The 16,817-nt window shown below is 64.9% G+C and carries 16 protein-coding genes; 7 read left to right on the top strand and 9 right to left on the bottom strand.

The window, feature by feature from the left end:
• The first annotated feature begins 3 nt into the window (after window positions 1-3).
• On the top strand, window positions 4-729 hold the full coding sequence (locus V8V93_RS03665; RefSeq protein ID WP_338669020.1) for a TerC family protein: 726 nt from the start codon (window positions 4-6) through the stop codon (window positions 727-729).
• Between the two features lie 1,767 nt (window positions 730-2,496).
• Here the strand turns inward: V8V93_RS03665 and hisG are convergent.
• The 3 genes from hisG to V8V93_RS03650 form a co-directional block, all read right to left on the bottom strand.
• The gene (gene hisG / locus V8V93_RS03660) at window positions 2,497-3,375 is read right to left on the bottom strand and encodes an ATP phosphoribosyltransferase (protein ID WP_338669019.1); all 879 of its coding nucleotides are present in this window, start codon (window positions 3,373-3,375) and stop codon (window positions 2,497-2,499) included.
• Entirely contained in the window at window positions 3,372-3,725 is a 354-nt protein-coding gene (gene hisI, locus V8V93_RS03655; RefSeq protein WP_338670229.1) for a phosphoribosyl-AMP cyclohydrolase, read from the bottom strand. The genes hisG and hisI overlap by 4 nt, the downstream gene beginning before the upstream one ends.
• Window positions 3,726-3,861: 136 nt before the next feature.
• Window positions 3,862-4,899 (bottom strand): PrsW family glutamic-type intramembrane protease, encoded by a 1,038-nt coding sequence (locus tag V8V93_RS03650; protein WP_338669018.1) that lies wholly within the window; start codon window positions 4,897-4,899, stop codon window positions 3,862-3,864.
• Window positions 4,900-5,029: 130 nt separating this feature from the next.
• Here V8V93_RS03650 and V8V93_RS03645 point away from each other — a divergent pair, with 130 nt between their 5' ends.
• The gene (locus V8V93_RS03645) at window positions 5,030-6,193 is read left to right on the top strand and encodes a DegT/DnrJ/EryC1/StrS family aminotransferase (RefSeq protein WP_338669017.1); all 1,164 of its coding nucleotides are present in this window, start codon (window positions 5,030-5,032) and stop codon (window positions 6,191-6,193) included.
• 61 nt (window positions 6,194-6,254) lie between these two features.
• Here V8V93_RS03645 and V8V93_RS03640 read toward each other — a convergent pair whose 3' ends face one another.
• From V8V93_RS03640 to V8V93_RS03630, 3 genes are all read right to left on the bottom strand, one after another.
• Complete coding sequence (locus V8V93_RS03640) at window positions 6,255-6,701, bottom strand: VOC family protein (protein ID WP_338669016.1); 447 nt, start codon at window positions 6,699-6,701, stop codon at window positions 6,255-6,257.
• 134 nt (window positions 6,702-6,835) lie between these two features.
• Complete coding sequence (locus V8V93_RS03635; protein ID WP_338669015.1) at window positions 6,836-8,023, bottom strand: GGDEF domain-containing protein; 1,188 nt, start codon at window positions 8,021-8,023, stop codon at window positions 6,836-6,838.
• 149 nt (window positions 8,024-8,172) lie between these two features.
• Window positions 8,173-8,388: a hypothetical protein gene (locus V8V93_RS03630; RefSeq protein WP_338669014.1), complete on the bottom strand. Its 216-nt coding sequence runs from the start codon at window positions 8,386-8,388 to the stop codon at window positions 8,173-8,175.
• 256 nt (window positions 8,389-8,644) lie between these two features.
• Here V8V93_RS03630 and V8V93_RS03625 point away from each other — a divergent pair, with 256 nt between their 5' ends.
• The 5 genes from V8V93_RS03625 (at window position 8,645) to V8V93_RS03605 (ending at window position 13,278) form a co-directional block, all read left to right on the top strand.
• The gene (locus V8V93_RS03625; RefSeq protein ID WP_338669013.1) at window positions 8,645-9,331 is read left to right on the top strand and encodes a response regulator transcription factor; all 687 of its coding nucleotides are present in this window, start codon (window positions 8,645-8,647) and stop codon (window positions 9,329-9,331) included.
• Window positions 9,332-9,609: 278 nt separating this feature from the next.
• A complete protein-coding gene (locus V8V93_RS03620) occupies window positions 9,610-10,596 on the top strand; it encodes a glycosyltransferase family 1 protein (RefSeq protein ID WP_338669012.1) in 987 nt (328 codons plus the stop codon).
• Window positions 10,597-10,606: 10 nt separating this feature from the next.
• Window positions 10,607-11,425, top strand: coding sequence for a TatD family hydrolase (locus tag V8V93_RS03615; protein WP_338669011.1), 819 nt, complete (start codon window positions 10,607-10,609; stop codon window positions 11,423-11,425).
• 87 nt (window positions 11,426-11,512) lie between these two features.
• Window positions 11,513-12,346, top strand: a complete 834-nt coding sequence (locus V8V93_RS03610; RefSeq protein ID WP_338669010.1) for a substrate-binding periplasmic protein — start codon at window positions 11,513-11,515, stop codon at window positions 12,344-12,346.
• 44 nt (window positions 12,347-12,390) lie between these two features.
• Entirely contained in the window at window positions 12,391-13,278 is an 888-nt protein-coding gene (locus tag V8V93_RS03605; RefSeq protein ID WP_338669009.1) for a DMT family transporter, read from the top strand.
• A 10-nt stretch (window positions 13,279-13,288) separates the two neighbouring features.
• On the opposite strand, the gene V8V93_RS03600 is transcribed toward V8V93_RS03605, so the two are convergent.
• The 3 genes from V8V93_RS03600 to tkt form a co-directional block, all read right to left on the bottom strand.
• Entirely contained in the window at window positions 13,289-13,645 is a 357-nt protein-coding gene (locus tag V8V93_RS03600) for a PilZ domain-containing protein (protein WP_338669008.1), read from the bottom strand.
• Between the two features lie 192 nt (window positions 13,646-13,837).
• The gene (gene glpX / locus V8V93_RS03595; RefSeq protein ID WP_338669007.1) at window positions 13,838-14,821 is read right to left on the bottom strand and encodes a class II fructose-bisphosphatase; all 984 of its coding nucleotides are present in this window, start codon (window positions 14,819-14,821) and stop codon (window positions 13,838-13,840) included.
• 9 nt (window positions 14,822-14,830) lie between these two features.
• Entirely contained in the window at window positions 14,831-16,792 is a 1,962-nt protein-coding gene (tkt, locus tag V8V93_RS03590; protein WP_338669006.1) for a transketolase, read from the bottom strand.
• Window positions 16,793-16,817 lie beyond the last annotated feature (25 nt).

The raw sequence follows: 16,817 nt of genomic DNA, 5'->3' as shown, positions 1-16,817 counted from the left end.
GTCATGTTCGAAGGACTGTGGACCCTGGAAAACCTCATCGCCCTGATCACCCTGGCCGGGCTCGAAATCGTGCTCGGCATCGACAACATCGTCTTCGTGGTGGTGGTCACCAACAAGCTGCCCGAGGCATCGCGGGCCACGGCCCGACGGCTGGGCATCGGTCTGGCCATGCTCACCCGCATCGCGCTTCTGCTGGCCATCTCGGCCATCATGGGCCTGACCGCCCCGCTGTTCACCGTGTTCGGCCACGTGGTTTCGGGCCGCGACGTGGTCCTGCTGACCGGCGGGCTGTTCCTCCTGGCCAAGGCCACCCACGAGATTCACGACAAGCTGGAGGGACCGCCCGCGGGCGAGGGCGCGGCCCGCGCCGTGCACTCCTATGCCGGGGCGATCATCCAGATCGTGCTTCTGGACATGGTCTTCTCGCTCGACTCGGTCATCACCGCCGTGGGCATGGCCCAGCACCTGACGGTCATGATCGCGGCCATCGTGGTGGCCGTGGGGGTGATGCTGCTGTTCGCCGGGCCGGTCTCCACGTTCGTGTCCGCCCACCCCACGGTACAGATGCTCGCCTTCTCCTTCCTCCTGCTGGTCGGCATATTTCTCATGGCCGAGGGCATGCACAAGCACATCGACAGGGGGTACATCTATTTCGCCATGGCGTTTTCCCTGTTCGTGGAGTTCATGAATCTCAAGGTCAGGAAGCGGGGGAAGGCGGCCGCTTCCTGAACTTAGGCGAAATGGAAGAGAAGAGCGCGCCTGCGGCGCTTGAGAGCCGCTTTGCGGGCAGAGCCCGCTCGCTCCGGGACGCGCCTGCGACGCGGGAGAGCCGGTGAAGGGGTTGCCCCCCTTCAACCTCCGAGAGCCGCTGTGTGGGGCTGAAGCCCCACACAATTCTCCCTGCCCTCCCGGCGGGGTCCATTTTTTTGCTGGCCCAAAAAAATAGACGAAAAAAAGGGCCTTGGGGGGGGGACGCGGCCGCCCGGAGATCGGGGGATAAGAAGCTGATCGATTCGGGTCGGCTCCCGATTCGAGGCTCGCTGCGCTCGCTGCGAATCGAAGAGCCGCCGCCCCGAATCGTCAGCTTCTAACCCCCCCGATCAAGGGCTCGTTTGGGTGCAGGGAAGAGGTGTGGTTGGATGCGGTGAGGCGTGCCATGGCGCGGGGCGGGGGAGAGCCGCTGTCGGACGCTCGCGTCCGAATCGCTCCATGGCCACAGTAGTGAGTTCCTGCCGGGCCTTTTGCCGAGCCGAACGCGGAAGGCCAATCCACTCTGCCGCAAAGTACGGCCAAACTCCCGCGCAAAGCCTCTTCCGCCAGCCCATTCGCGGCAGCCCCATTCCCAACAAACGCAGAACAGCAATCGGAAGCGAACCCTAGAGCCCGTCCCCGGCGGCGAAGCGCAGGCTGGATCGAGTCTGCGCAGCAGACATCCATCCGGCCAGCGGAAGCCGCCTACGGGCTCTTGGGTCCGCTTCCGCCGCGCTCGCACCACAGCGCAGTTTTTGCTTCCTTTTTTCTGCGCCAGCAAAAAAGGAAGTCGCCGTAAAGGCGAAATCATTAAATAAGGCGGACAACCAAACGCGCGGACGCGAATGCGCGGACAATCCCCCGAGCTCAACAAGGCCCGCCGCCAGGCGATCCACCCCAACCCCGACGCGGATGCGCGGCCAATCATCGGTGTACGACTTCTTACGTCGGGCTTTTCGCGGCAATGCATTCCCAACAAACGGAGATCAGCAATCGGAAGCGAACCCTAGAGCCCGTTCCCGGCGGCGAAGCGCAGGCCGGATCGCGTCTGCGAAGCAGACATCTATCCAGCCAGCGAAAGCCGCCTACGGGCTCTTGGGTCCGCTTCCGCGCGCCCGCACCACAGCGCAGTTTTTGCTTCCTTTTTTCTGCGCCAGCAAAAAAGGAAGTCGCCGTAAAGGCGAAATCATTAAATAAGGCGGACAACCAAACGCCCGGACGCGAATGCGCGGACAATCCCCCGAGCTCAACAAGGCCCGCCGCCAGGCGATCCACCCCAACCCCGACGCGGATGCGCGGCCAATCATCGGTGTACGACTTCTTACGTCGGGCTTTTCGCGGCAATGCATTCCCAACAAACGGAGATCAGCAATCGGAAGCGAACCCTAGAGCCCGTTCCCGGCGGCGAAGCGCAGGCCGGATCGCGTCTGCACAGCAGACATCCATCCGGCCAGCGAAAGCCGCCTACGGGCTCTTGGGTCCGCTTCCGCGCGGCCGCACCGCAGCGCAGTTTTTGCTTCCTTTTTTCTGCGCCAGCAAAAAAGGAAGTCGCCGTAAAGGCGAAATCATTAAGTAAGGCGGACAGCCAAACGCCCGGACGCGGATGCGCGGCCATCCCCCCGAGCGCAACAAGGCCCGCCGCCAGGCGGACCATCTCAACCCAGACGCGAATGCGCGGCCAACAAAAAAAGCCGGGAGAAGCAACGCTTCTCCCGGCCTGTTCTTTCAAAAACAGGGTCAGTCCGTTTAGATGACCTTGTTGAGCGGGTACTCGATGATGCCCTCTGCGCCGAAGCCGACCAGCCTGGGGATCAGCTCGCGGACGATCTTCTCCTCGACCATGACCTCGACGGACAGCCAGTTGGGGTCCTGAAGCTCGGCCACGGTGGGGGAGTTCAGGGACGGCAGCGTGCCGTTGAGTTCGGCCAGCTTGTCCTTGGGCAGGTTCATCTTGAGCCCGACCATCTTGCCCGCGCGCAGGGCGCCCTGGAGGAGCAGGTTGATCTCCTCGATGAGCTGGCGCTTCTTGGGGTCGGCCCAGGCGTCCTTGTTGGCGATGATCTGGGTGTTGGTCTGCATCAGCTCGGCGATGATCCGCAGGCCGTTGGCCTTGATGGTCGTGCCGGTCTCGGTGATCTCGACGATGCCGTCGCACAGTCCCTCGACCACCTTGGCCTCGGTGGTGCCCCAGGAGAACGAGACGTCCACGTTGATGCCCTGGGACTCGAAGTATTCCTTGGTGAAGCCCATAAGCTCGGTGGAGATCTTCTTGCCGTCCAGGTCCTCGGGCCGCTTGTACGGGGAGTCGCCGCGCACGCACAGCACCCAGCGGGCCTTGCGGTTGGAGACCTTGGAATAGATCAGGTCGTCGACCACGACCACGTCGGACTTGTTCTCGCGGATCCAGTCCATGCCGGTCAGACCGACGTCGAAGGTGCCGTTCTCCACGTACATGGACATCTCCTGGGCGCGGGCCAGGGAGCACTTGATGCGGTCGTCGTCGATATCCGGGAAGTAGTTGCGCTCGTGCAGCTTGATCTTCCAGCCGGCCTTTTCAAACAGTTTTATGGTCGCGTCCTGGAGGGAGCCCTTGGGAACGCCGAGTCGAAGGAATTGTTCACTCATTTCTTATATACCTCTTTGGGGTCGAAGACGTAGGGCGAGCATTCGCTGACCACGCCGTCCTTGAGTTCGCGGTAGAAGCAGGAGCGGTAACCCTTGTGGCAGGCCGCGCCGCCGATCTGCTCGATCAGAAGTACCAAGGTGTCGTCGTCGCAGTCAATGCGGATGGACTTCACCTTCTGCGTATGGCCCGAGGTACCGCCCTTATGCCATAGCTCCTGACGGCTGCGGCTCCAGTAATGGGCCTCGCCGGTCTCCAAGGTCTTATCCCAGGACGCTTCGTTCATGTAGGCCATCATCAGGACTTCGCCGGTCTCGGCGTCCTGGGCGATGGCGGGCACAAGTCCGTTCATCTTTTCGAAATCTGGTCTGATCACTTGCGGTACCTCGTATCAGATGTGTTTCAACGGCCCTGGATTGGGCCGGGGGAGGCTATATAGCCAATGCCGTGCCAAAGCGCAACCTGCGCACCCGGGCGTCACCCGATCGTCATCGGCCGTCACGGTCCCGGAGCAGTTTGACCGTGAGCTTGCCCATGCCCCGGGCCGCGAACCCGATGCCGTAGACAAAAAAGATTACGGCGACGACCAGGGAGATACGCGACAGGGGGTCGCCGGGGGCGCCCATGTGGGCCGCGCCCGCCAGGGCGCAGAACACGCCCACCAGGCACAGGGCGGAGAAGAGCAGGTCCATGGGCGCGGTCTCGTCCTTGTAGGCCTTGATCCACCGCCGGACTCGGCTGCGCCGGACGGCCGGGTCCAGGGTGCGCACCCGGTTGGGCAGGACCCGGCTGAAGCCGAAGCTCGGGCCCGTCTGCTCGCGCTGGATGGCCTTCATGGACCGGGTCAGCACGGCCACGTACTGGATCAGGACGAAGAGGACCGCGCCGAACAGGATGTTCAGGCCGAACGACACCGTTGCGGGGATGGCAACGCCCATTGCCTGGGCGTTGCGGAAGGTCATGGGCACGAAGTCGTACAGCCCGTGAAACAGAATGGACAGCAGCAACGCCTTGGCGTAGAGCCCGCTGCGCTCCCCGCGCGAGAAGGCCGCCAGCCCCACGTGGTAGCCCATGACCGCGCCGACCAGGGCGTGGCACGGCACGGCCAGGAACGCCCGGCCCACGGCCACGTGCATGCCGCCGTCCAGGACGTAGAGCAGGTTCTCGGCCGTGGCGAACCCGAGCGACACGGTCACGCCGTAGACGATGCCGTCCATGGGCTCGTCAAAGGCCGGGTGGTTGACGCAGTAGCGCCGCAGTATGATGAACTTGAAGGCCTCCTCGGGCACGGCGGCCAGGAGAAAGGCGTGGGTCGCGCCCACCACATAGGGGTTGCCCGCAGGCAGGCCCGAGGCCACCAGGGACAGGAACGGATAAAGCAGATAGATGCCCAGGACGATGAGCACCCCGAGGAGAAAGGACGAAATCAGGGCCCCGGCCGGTTCCGGATATTTGTCGCTGGACAGGAAGAGCCACAGCAGCACGGCGGACGGCACCACGGCCATGAGGAAGAGCAGAATACCCACGGGAGCCCCTTGTCAGGTTTTAACGCGACCCGTATTCGATAGCCGACGGCGGGATGGACGGTCAACGTTTACCCCCCGGCGGGAATCTGCTAAACCTCGCCACACGCAACCCATACAAGGAGATACGGACATGCCCGTTCGTTCCAAGGATAATTTTCTGGTTTTCGGCGCCCCCCTCATCGGCCAGGACGAAATCGACGAGGTCGTGGCTTCCATGAAGTCCGGCTGGCTCGGCACCGGCCCCAAGGTGGCCCGGTTCGAGAAGGACTTCTCCGACTACGTGGGCGCCACCCACGCCGCGGCCTGCAACTCCTGCACGGCCGCCCTGCACCTCTCCCTGGTGGCCCTGGGCCTTGAGCCCGGCGACGAGGTCATCACCACGCCGCTGACCTTCTGCGCCTCGGTCAACGCCATCATCCACGCCGGGGGCACGCCCGTGCTGGCCGACGTGGACCCGGTCACCCAGAACATCGACCCGGAGGCCATCCGCGAGAAGATCACCCCGCGCACCAAGGCCGTCCTGCCCGTGCACTTCGCGGGCCGGTCCTGCGACATGGACCCGATCATGGCCATCGCGCACGAGCACGGCCTCAAGGTGGTCGAGGACTGCGCCCACGCCATCGAGACCACCTACAAGGGGCGGCACGCGGGCACCTTCGGCGACTTCGGCTGCTTCTCGTTCTACGTGACCAAAAACGTCTGCACCGGCGAGGGCGGCATGGTCATCGCCCGGGATGAGGCGGACATCCGGAACATCAAGGTGCTCGGCCTGCACGGCATGTCGGCCGACGCCTGGAAACGGTTCTCGGACGAGGGGTACAAGCACTACCAGGTGGTTCATGCCGGGTTCAAATACAACATGATGGACATCCAGGCGGCCATCGGCATCCACCAGCTCAAGCGGGTGGAGGAGAATTTCAAACGCCGCTGCGAGATCTGGGACATGTACCAGGAGGCGTTCCGCGCCCTGCCGGTCGGCACCCCGGCCCCGGAAGAGCCGGACACCCGCCACGCCCGGCACCTGTACACCCTGATGATCGACCCCGTGGCCTGCGGCTTGGACCGCGATCAGGTCCTGGTCCGGCTGACGAAAGAGAACATCGGCGCGGGCGTCCACTACCTGGCCGTGCCCGAGCATCCCTACTACCGGGATCGCTATGGCTGGAAGCTTGAAGACACCCCGCACGCCGTGGCCCTGGGCCGCGAGACCCTGAGCCTGCCCCTGTCCGCCAAGCTGACCGACGACGACGTGGCCGACGTGATCGAGGCCGTGAACCTCTGCCTGGGGGCCTAGCGCCGCCGCGCCCGGAAGACCGGCTGCCGCCCCCGGGGAGAGGGTCGCTCGTCCGCCGTGCCTAGTCCGTTTCCTCGTCCCTCAAAAAGGGTGTATGGGTAACGGCGAGAAGAATGCCTTCCGGGCTGAGGAAACGCGTGACGGTCTGCCCCCAGGGCTCTTCCCGCAAGCGCGTCAGAAGGTCATATCCGTGCGCTTCCAGGATTTTCGTCGCGGATTCGATGTCGGCGACATCGATCTCGAGCCACGCCTGGGGCACGGGCACGTCCTCCGGCCATTCGGGCTTGCCGAAGCAGGAGAGCGCCGCCTTGTCCAGCGGCCACAGCGCAAAGTGCTTCACTCCCTGGATGTCCGCGGAATACAGGTAGCCCGCATACCCTTCGATCGAGACCAGCGGCAGGCCCAGGATATCCTTAAAAAGCTGTTCGCTCTTCTCCTGGTCGGTCACAATGGGGCCGAACCCGGCGACAAACAATACGTTGATTCCATCCGGCATGGCATGCGGCATATATCTCTCAGTGTGTTAAAGGAAATTTCTTCTTTTCCCGACGCTTGAACATCCTGCACCGGCATTGAAGACGGGCATCTCTTCCCGCTCCAATCCGTGGCGGAGCCAGCGTGGGCGGTGACGGCCGATCGGTCCTACTCGGCCCCGGCCAGGCGGTTCCGGCCGCCGGCCTTGGCCGCGGACAGGTACTGGTCGGCGCGGGCGACCATGGACGCGGCGCTGCCCAGGTCCGCGTTGTCGGCCAGCCCCATGGACAGGGTGACCTTCAGGCCGGGATGGAACTCCTCCCAGGGATATTCCTCCACGACGCGGCGGATGTTCTCGCAGGCGATGGCCGCCTTGTCGCGGGCGGTGTTGGTGAACAGGACCACGAACTCCTCGCCCCCGTAGCGGGCGACCACGTCGCTCTTGCGGGTGTTCCGGGTGAACAGCTCGGCCACCTTTTCCAGGACCATGTCCCCCACCTCGCGGGAAAAACTCTCGTTCAGGGCGCGGAAATGGTCCAGGTCGCCCATCACGACGGACATGGGCTGCTCATACCGCTTGGCGTTCTCGAAAAACTGGCGGGCTTGCTCGTCGAAATGGCGGCGGTTGTACAGGCTGGTCTGGGGGTCGAGCACGGACAGCTCGCTCAATTCGAAGCGGCAGCGGGACAGCTCCTCGCTCATGGCGTTGTAGGCCTCGGCCAGTTCGCCCATGTCCTCGTCCACGGGCACCTCGATGCAGGTGCCTTCGCCGCCCCCGCTGCACAGCGTGCGGACGTTCCGGATCACCTTGCGGGCCGGGGCGGACTGCCGCCACCCGAGGGCCAGCGCCAGGAGCACGGCGAGCCCGGCCCCGCACGCCGCGCCGATGGCCAGGGACGAATCGGCCATGCCCAGAAAGGCCGCGTCGCCCGCCGCCATCCGCCGCAGCCCGGTATGCGCGGCCAGGGCCACCACCTTGCCGTCCACGGTCACGGGCTCGGCCCCGGCCAGGACCTCGCCGGGCACGGTTTCCCCGGCCTTGTACCCGCCCGCGGGGAACAGGACGGTCCCGGCCTGGTCCATGACCAGAAAACGGAACGGCTGGCCCTGCCACCGCCGGGTCTCCTCGGCGGGCGCGGCGAAGGTGCTGAACGGGGCCATGTGCATGGCCCGATCCAGGCCGCCGTACCGGGCGGCATACTCCGCCAAGTCGGCGCGGAACAGCGAAAATTCCCGTTGCAACACATAGTCCCCGAACTCGCTCCGGATCATGTCCCGGGCGATGAACACGGCGGTCAGGCAGGCGATGATGCCGATGGCGGCGAAGCTCGCGGTCAGTTTGGATTGCATGTGCATGGGCGGGCCCTCCGGCTCAGGATATCGCAAAGACTATTTCGACAATCCAGACTTTTGCTCAAGTCCGCACCGGAGTCAATTGTTACCCCGCCGAAAATAGAAAAAGCCCGGAGAACCGGGCTCTTCAAACATGTTCGGCGGGGCTGCGGCTAGCAGTCGTGAAAATCCTTGTTGATGTAGAAGCAGAGGTCGAAGAGGTTCTGGACCATCTCGTCCACCATGCCCTCCCGGCTCGCGGTGTCCGACTCCACGCTCACGGTCTTGTTCACGATCTTGGAGAAGAGCATGCCGATGAGCTGGTCGTCGTACAGGGTCCAGTACTTGCTGCCCGAGGGAAACTTCTTGTCGAATCCGTGATAATACATGCGGCGTGCTCCGATGATGCTTGATGGTTCCGGACGATGCCTACTTATCGGCCGCCCGGGCGATCCCCTTTATGCCCGCGTACGAGATTGTTGGCACATGATTTCAACGGCTTGGATAGACGGTCGATTCCCGGCCCGCAGTCGTTTCCGAAACGATGCCGCAGGGATGCCAAGTTGCGAAATTGTTGCCCATATGTAACACTGATTGTTACAGACATGGGGTATAGCAGTCCCATCACACCGAAAGGAGCCAACAGTGTCAGCCCAGAAAATCCTGGTGGTCGAAGACCACAGAGACACGCGTGAACTGCTGAAATACAACCTCACCGCCGCCGGGTTCGACGTGGCCGCCGCCGAGGACGGCCAGCTCGGCCTCAACCTGGCCCATGCCTTCAAGCCGGACATCATGCTCCTCGACCTGATGATGCCCGGCACCGACGGCCTGGAGGTCTGCCGCCAACTCAAGGCCGACCCGGCCACGGCCCGCATCCCGGTCATCATGCTCACCGCCAAGGGCGAGGAGGTCGACAAGATCGTGGGCCTGGAACTCGGGGCCGACGACTATGTGGTCAAGCCCTTTTCCCCGCGCGAACTGGTCCTGCGCATCAAGGCCATCCTGCGCCGCTACGGCGCGCCCGAACCCAACGCCCCCAAGCTCTGGGAGCGCGAGGGGTTGCGCATCGACTTCGAGGCGCACCAGATCACCATCGACGGCGAGGAGACGGCCCTCACGGCCACGGAGTTCAAGCTCCTGACCGTGCTCGTGTCCGGCGCGGGCAAGGTCCAGACCCGCGACAATCTGCTCGACACGGTCTGGGACACCCACTTCGAGGGCTACTCCCGCACCGTGGACACCCACGTACGCAGGCTGCGCCAGAAGCTCGGCCCCTACGCTCCCTGGATCGAGACCATCCGGGGCGTGGGTTACCGCTTCAAGGCCTAGCCGGCACCCGTTGCCCATGACCGACTCCCCGGCGAGCCCTGTGTTCGCCGGGAGTTTTTTTTATTGACGCCGGGTCTCCCGGCACGCCGACGTTGCGCGATTGTCGCCCGGTCGTGATGGAATCGACGGGCGCACCGCCCGAAGGGCGGGTAGAACATATTCAGCCAGCACGGAAGTAAAACTCCTTCCCTCCCTGCGGGGCGGGCCTCCCCATTGCACACCCGCCCCGCAGCCTCTCCTTGCCAAACATGCCCGTTTGTGGTTCACAGAAAGCGACCATGCGAACTTACATCTTCCTGCCGCCGGTCTCCAAACCGACCGGGGGCGTCACCGTGCTTCGGCAGTTGGCCGACATCCTTCACCAATCCGGTCACGAGGCGTTTCTCGTGGCCCGGGAACGGGGAGGCTGGCGGCCCCAGGGGCTGGCCGACGCCGCCCCGGTGCTGGAATGGCAGTCCCTGAAACTCAGGGAATCCGACGCCTGGGTGGTCCCCGAGGGGTGGATCAACGCCCTGGCGCCGGGGCTGTACGCCAACGCCCACTGTTTCAGCTACGTCCAGAACTGGGCCTACCTCTTTTCGTCCATGCCCGAGGGCGTGGACTGGCACAGCCTGCCCGTGGAATTCCTGGCCGTGTCCGACCCGGTCTCCCAATTCATCAAGGAGACCACCTGCAAGGACGCCCCGATCCTGCGCCCCGGCATCGACCGGTCCATCTTCCACGCGCCCGAGTCCAAACCCGGCGGGCGGGTGAACGTGGCCTTCATGCCGCGCAAGAACAAGGCCCTGGTGGAGCAGATCAAGGCCATCCACGAGCACCGCTGCGGCGCGCACCAGGTCAACTGGATGCCCATAGACGGGATGGACGCCCACGGCGTGGCCGAGACTCTGCGCACGGCGCACATCTTCCTGGCCACCGGCTTTCCCGAAGGATGCCCCCTGCCGCCGCTCGAAGCCATGGCCTGCGGCTGCCTGCCCGTGGGCTTCGCCGGATTCGGCGGCTGGGACTACATGCGCCAGGTGAAGGAGAAGCCGCGCTACACCCCGTGGATTCCCCTGCGCAAGGTCCCATGGAAGGGCAACGGCCTGTGGTGCGCGGACAGCGACGTGCTCGACGCGGCCCTCTGCCTGGGTGAAGCCATGACCCTCTTCCAGGAACGGGACCCGTCCTTGATGGTCGCCCTGGCCGCGGGCCAGAAGACCGCCAACGCCTACTCCCTCGAAGCGCAGAAGACGGCCATCCTCGACCTGTGGGAACAACTGTGAGCGCGGACCGATGGGAAAGACCAAGCGACCCGAACCCGAATCCCTGAACCTGCCGCCGGTGGGGGTGGACTCCCACGCCCACCTGGACCTGGAGGACTTCGACGACGACCGCGAGGAGATCATCCGCCGCGCCCTGGATTCGGGCGTGAGCCGCATCGTCAACGTCTTCCTCGGGCCGGACGCCTATGAACGCGGGCGCAGGCTGTTCGACGCCCACCCGGAGGTCAGCTTCATCATGGGCGTGCACCCCAACGACGCGGACCTGTTGACCGACGCGGCGCTGGAACGGATGCGCGCCCAGTTCCGGGCGGACCCGCGCCTCAAGGGCGTGGGCGAGATCGGCCTGGACTACTATTGGGAGCGCGTACCCCACGACGTGCAAAAAGACGCCTTCGTCCGCCAGATAAGCCTGGCCCGCGAACTCTCCCTGCCCATCGTCATCCACTCGCGCGACGCCAACGACGACACCGTGGACATCCTCGAAGCCGAGGGATTCAGGGACTACCCGCTGCTGTGGCACTGTTTCGGCGCAGGCATCGGCCTGGCCGAGCGGATGGTGGCCAACGGCTGGCACATCTCCATCCCCGGCCCGGTGACCTTCCGCAAGAATTCCGACGACGTGCAGGCCGCCGTGGCGCGCATCCCCTTCGAGCGGCTGCTCGTTGAGACCGACTGTCCCTACCTCGCGCCCGAGCCGTGGCGGGGCAAGCGCAACCACCCGGCGCTGTCCGTGTTCACCGCCCGCCGCGTGGCCCAGATCAAGGGCCGTCCCCTGGAGGACGTCTGGCGCATGGCCGGCGACAACGCGCGGCGTTTCTTCGGCCTGTAGGCGCCTCCCTGACCGGCCCGCCGAAGGGCGCAAAAAATTTCGCAACCCCCTTCCGCTGGAGGCGATTTGAGGCTACGGTTGCCTACGATGTTGGAAACCGCCCCCCCTTCAGTCGCCCTGTGGCGCCGCACCCCCTTCCGCCGGGTACCGGTGCTCGTGCTGGCCTGCCTTGCCCTGGCTGGCCTGGCCCTCCTGCTTTCACCGCACCGGGCCTGGGCCGAGCGCCACGGCATCGAGCATCGACTGGTCTTCTCCACCTTTCCCGCGGGCGGCCTGCATGACCTGTTCGACCACATCCTGAGCGAGGCCTACGCCCGGCTCGGCTACGAGGTCGAATTGCAGGGCTACCCGGCCGAGCGCGCCCTGCTCATGGCCAACGACGGGCTGGTGGACGGCGAGGCAGGCCGGGTGAGCGTGGTGGAAAAGAGCTACCCGGACCTCATCCGGGTGCCCACGCCGATCTACGTCAACCGCATCGCGGTCCTGACCGTGAACGCGGATATCGATCCGGCCAAGGGGTGGGCTCAGTTCGCCCACTACCGGACGTGCATCCGCAACGGCTACAAATTCCTGGAGAGCCGGGTGCAGGGCGAAAACTGCCACCAGGTCTCGTCCTACGAGAAAATGCTCGACCTGCTCAAAAACGGGCGGGTGGACGTGGCCCTGGCCGAGTTCTTCGACATCCTGCCCACCCTGGGCAAGATCGACATGGGCGGCGTACGCATGCTCTGCGAGCCCATGGCCGTCAACCCCATGTACCACTATCTGAACCGGCGGCACGCGGACCTGGTGCCCAAAATCGACGCCGTGCTGCACGACATGGCCGCCGAGGGCCGGATCAAGGACATCGAGTTGCACATGATGCAGGTGCACTATGGCAAGCTGGCCGGTTCCTGTCCCCTGCTCGACGCCGCGCAGTAGCGCTTTCCGCTTGACTCGGAAAGGGAAAGGCATAGTCTCCGCCCATGAATTTTCTGACTCCCGGCATGCGCTTCATGCTGCTCGGCACCTTCTTCTTCTCCTTCGGCTCGCTCTTCGTCAAACTGGCCGGGAGCAGGTTGCCCACCATGGAGATCCTCTTCTTCAGAGGGCTCATCGGCGTGGTCCTGTGCCTGATCATGCTGCGCAAGTCCGGCGCGGGCATGTTCGGCAAGCGCAAGTTCCTGCTGGCCGCGCGCGGGCTGCTCGGGTTCGGGGCCATGTTCGCCGACTTCTACGCCATCGTGCACCTGCCCCTGGCCGACGCATTGGTGCTCATCTTCTCCCATCCCGTGACCGTGGCCCTGCTGGCCTGGCTGCTCATGGGCGAGACGCTGTCCAGGGGCGGAGTGGCCGCCATCCTGGCCTCCGTGACGGGGGTGACCCTGGTCTGCCGGCCCGACTTCCTGTTCGGGGCGGGCAGCCCGGACCTGGACACCTGGGGGCTGCTGGCCGCACTGCTCAGCGTGTTCCTGACCTCCTGGGCCATCCTGGCCGTACGGGTCCTGGCCAAGACCGAACGACCCGCCGTGGTCATGCTCTATCCGCCCATCGCCATTTCCCTGCTCTCGCCGCTCTTCGCCGACGGCTGGGTAGCGCCGACCCTCACCGAATGGGGGGTGCTCTGCGGGGTGGGACTGTTCATGAACGTGGGCCAGTTCTTCATGACCAAGGGATACGCCATTGAGTCCGCGGCGCGCATCAGCGGGGTGTCCACCCTGGAGATCGTGTTCGCGGCCATGTGGGGGATGATGTTCCTGGGAGAAATCCCGGACCTGTGGACCATCGGGGGGGGGACGCTGATCGTCTTCGGCATCCTCCTGCTCGGGCGCAGCGGGGTCCGGGAGCGGCTGCGCGAGCGCGAAGCAGCCTGATCCGGCGGGCTCAGAACTTCTCGAATATCCGCAAGAGTTCCTCGTCCACTTCTTCGGGGTGGTCCGCATTCAGCGTCACCAGCCGGTGCAAAAAGGTGAAGGACAACTCGTCCATCTCCTTGAAGGACATGGCCGCATAGCTTCCCTTGATACGCACGATCTCGCCCGAGACCACGATGCGGATGCCCGGCGACAGCGGCAGGTGCAGTTCGCACGGCGTCCCGGCCACGCAGTCCTCGCAGCCGTAGAGCAGCGCGCCCTTGAGGCTGAGATTGCGGGTGGACACGGGCGTGACCACCTCGCCGATGGTGATATAGGCTTCGAAATCGGCCTCTATGCGGGTGCTGTTTCGCTTGTTCCTGTCCATGGCGGAGTCCTCTTACTGGGAACCATATCACAATAAGCGGAGCGGACTCAACGTTTCCGTGAAGGGATTGGCCGCGCCGGACAAGAGTGCGCCCCTCGTCCCCGTCGATGCGCTCGCAGCGTGATGGATCGCCATAAAAAGGCCGGTCCCCACTGTGGGAACCGGCCTTTTGAAGTCGTTGCGAAGATCGGCCTAGTCGTACTCGACGGCCGAGAAGCGCATCAGGGTATCCCAGTTGTGGATGGCCTCCACGTAGCGGATGGTCCCGGTCTTGCCGCGCATGACCAGGGACGAGGTCTCGGCGCCGTGGCCGTGGTAGGTCACGCCCTTGAGGAAGGTGCCGCCGGAGATGCCGGTGGCCGCGAAGAACAGGTCGTCGGACTTGACCAGGTCGCCCACGGTCAGGACCCGGCGGATGTCCATGCCGAACTCGGCCAGGTTGTTCTTTTCCTTCTGCTTCTGGGGATCGAGTTTGGCGAACATCTCGCCGCCCATGATGCGGATGGCGATGGCCGAGAGCACGCCCTCGGGGGTGCCGCCGGTGCCCATCATGACGTCCACCTCGCAGCGCGGGTCGATGGCCATGAGCGAACCGGTGATGTCGCCGTCGGTGTGCAGTTGAATGCGCGCGCCCGCCTCGCGGATCTCGGAGATCAGCTTCTTGTGGCGCGGCTTGTCCAGGACGAAGACCACCAGATCGTCCACATCCTTGTCCAGGGCGCGGGCGATGAGCTTCAGGTTGTGGCCGGTGGGGGCCTCGATGTCGACCACGTCCTTGGCGTGGGCCGGGACGACCAGCTTCTGCATGTAGAAGCTCGGGCCCGGATCGAACATGGCGCCGGCCGGGGCCACGCCGACCACGGAGATGGCGTTGGGCCGGCCGTTGGCCAGCAGGTTGGTGCCCTCCAGCGGGTCCACGGCGATGTCCACCTTGGGGCCGGAGCCCAGGCCGAGCTTCTCCCCGGCGTAGAGCATGGGGGCGTCGTCCTTCTCGCCTTCGCCGATCTTGATCTGGCCTTCGATCTCCAGGGTGTTGAAGCACAGCCTCATGGCGTCGACGGCCGCCTGGTCGGCGGCGATCTTGTCGCCCTTGCCGAGCCAGCGGGCGCAGGCCAGGGCGGCGGCTTCAGTGACACGGACCAGGTCCAGTGCGAGGTTTTTCTGTGGTGCTTCCATGTGCGTCTCCTAGTATTTCTCCCGGATCATCCGGGCGAAGTTCTCCGGGGTGAACCCGTACTTGTCGGACAGGATCTTGCCCGGGGCGCTGGCGCCGAAATGGTCGACGCCGAGAACAACGCCGTTCAGGCCGACATATTTGTGCCACAGGGTGGTCCGGCCGGCTTCGGCCGCGGCCCGCGCGGTCACTTCGGGCGGCAATACGTCATTTTTATACGATTCGGGCTGATCGTCAAACAGTTTGGCCGAAGGCATGGATACCACACGAACCTTGCGTTTGAACAGCTTGGCCGTTTCCAGGCACAGCGAGACTTCGGAGCCCGAGGCGATGAGGATCAGGTCCGGAGTGCCTTCGCAGTCCTTGAGCACGTAGCCGCCCTTGCGCGGGCCGTCCGTGACGGCCGGGTATTCGGCCGGATCCAGGATGGGCAGCCCCTGGCGGGTCAGGAACAGCGTGGAGGGCATCTTCTCCTGCTTCAGCGCGATGTCCAGGCAGGCCTTGGTCTCGTTGGCGTCGGCCGGGCGCAGGTCGATGAGGTCCGGGATGAGCCGCAGGGAGCTGACGTGCTCGATGGGCTGGTGCGTGGGACCGTCCTCGCCCACCCAGAAGGAATCGTGGGTGAAGACATACAGGACCGGCAGCTCCTGCAGGGCGGACATGCGGATGGCGTTGCGGCAGTAGTCCGAGAAGGTCAGGAAGGTGGCCCCGAACGGGAGCAGGCCGCCGTGCAGTTGGATGCCGTTCATGATCGCGGCCATGTTGAACTCGCGCACCCCGAAGGCCAGGTTGCGCGCGCCGAAGCCGTCCACGGCGAAGTCGCCGTAGGTGTTGCGGAAATTGGCGGTCTGGTTGGACGGGTCCAGGTCGGCGGAGCCGCCCACCAGGGTGGGCAGGGATTCCATGACCGCGTCCAGGCAGGTGCCCCAGGCCTTGCGGGTGGCCATGGACTCGCCGGGGGTGAACTCGGGCCAGTCGATGGACAGCTCGGGCCGGGGCTTGGTCACGTGGCCCCACATCTCGGCGAAACCGGCGTCGGCCAGCTTGCCGTCGACCATGGCCTGCCAGTCGGCGGCGTTCTTGCGCAGCCCGTCGAAGCGGGAGCGGTACGCGTCGACCACGTCCCCGGGCACGTAGAATTCCTCCTCGGGCAGGCCGAGCTTCTTCTTGGTGGCTTTGATCTCGTCGGCCTTGAGCGGCTCGCCGTGGGTCTTGTGGCTGCCTTCCATGGTGGCGCAGCCCTTGGCCATGGTGGTGTGGCCGATGATCAGGGTGGGCTTGCCGGTTTCGAGCTGCCCGTCGCGGATGGCCTTGCGGATCTCGTCGTGATTGTGGCCGTCCACCTCCAGGACCTGCCAACACAGCCCCTCGAAAACCTTGCGGTGGTCGGTGCAGTCCGCCTTGCAGGTCGGTCCGGCCAGTTGGATCTTGTTGGAATCGTAGTAGACGATCAGCTTGCCCAGGTTCCACAGGCCGGCCAGGGCGGCCGCGCCCATGGCCACGGGCTCCTGCAGGTCGCCGTCGGACGAGAGTACGTAGGTGTAGTGGTCCATGACGTCCGCGCCGAGCTTCTCGCGCAGGTACGCCTCGGCCGTGGCAAAGCCCACGGACATGGCCAGGCCCTGGCCCAGCGGGCCGGTGGTGGCTTCCACGCCGGGGGTCAGATGGACCTCGGGATGGCCCGGCGTCAGGGAGCCGAACTGGCGGAAATTCTTGATGTCCTCGATGGAAATGAAGCCGTTCAGGTGCAACAGGCTGTAGAGCAGCATGGACTCGTGCCCGGCCGAGAGGATGAAGCGGTCGCGGTTGAACCACCTGGAGTCGTCGGGATTGAAGTTCAGGAACTCGGAAAAGAGGATGGTGGCGTAGTCGGCGGAGGACATGGCCCCGCCCGGATGGCCGGAGTTGGCCTTGGCCACGCCGTCCATGATCAGTCCCTTGACCACGGCGATGGTCTTGTCCGTCTGTGTCATTGGTCGATACCCTTGGTTAGTGAGG

It is taken from the genome of Pseudodesulfovibrio sp. 5S69 (assembly GCF_037094465.1).
Lineage (GTDB): Bacteria > Desulfobacterota > Desulfovibrionia > Desulfovibrionales > Desulfovibrionaceae > Pseudodesulfovibrio > Pseudodesulfovibrio methanolicus.
This window is presented reverse-complemented; position numbering and strand designations above follow the sequence as displayed.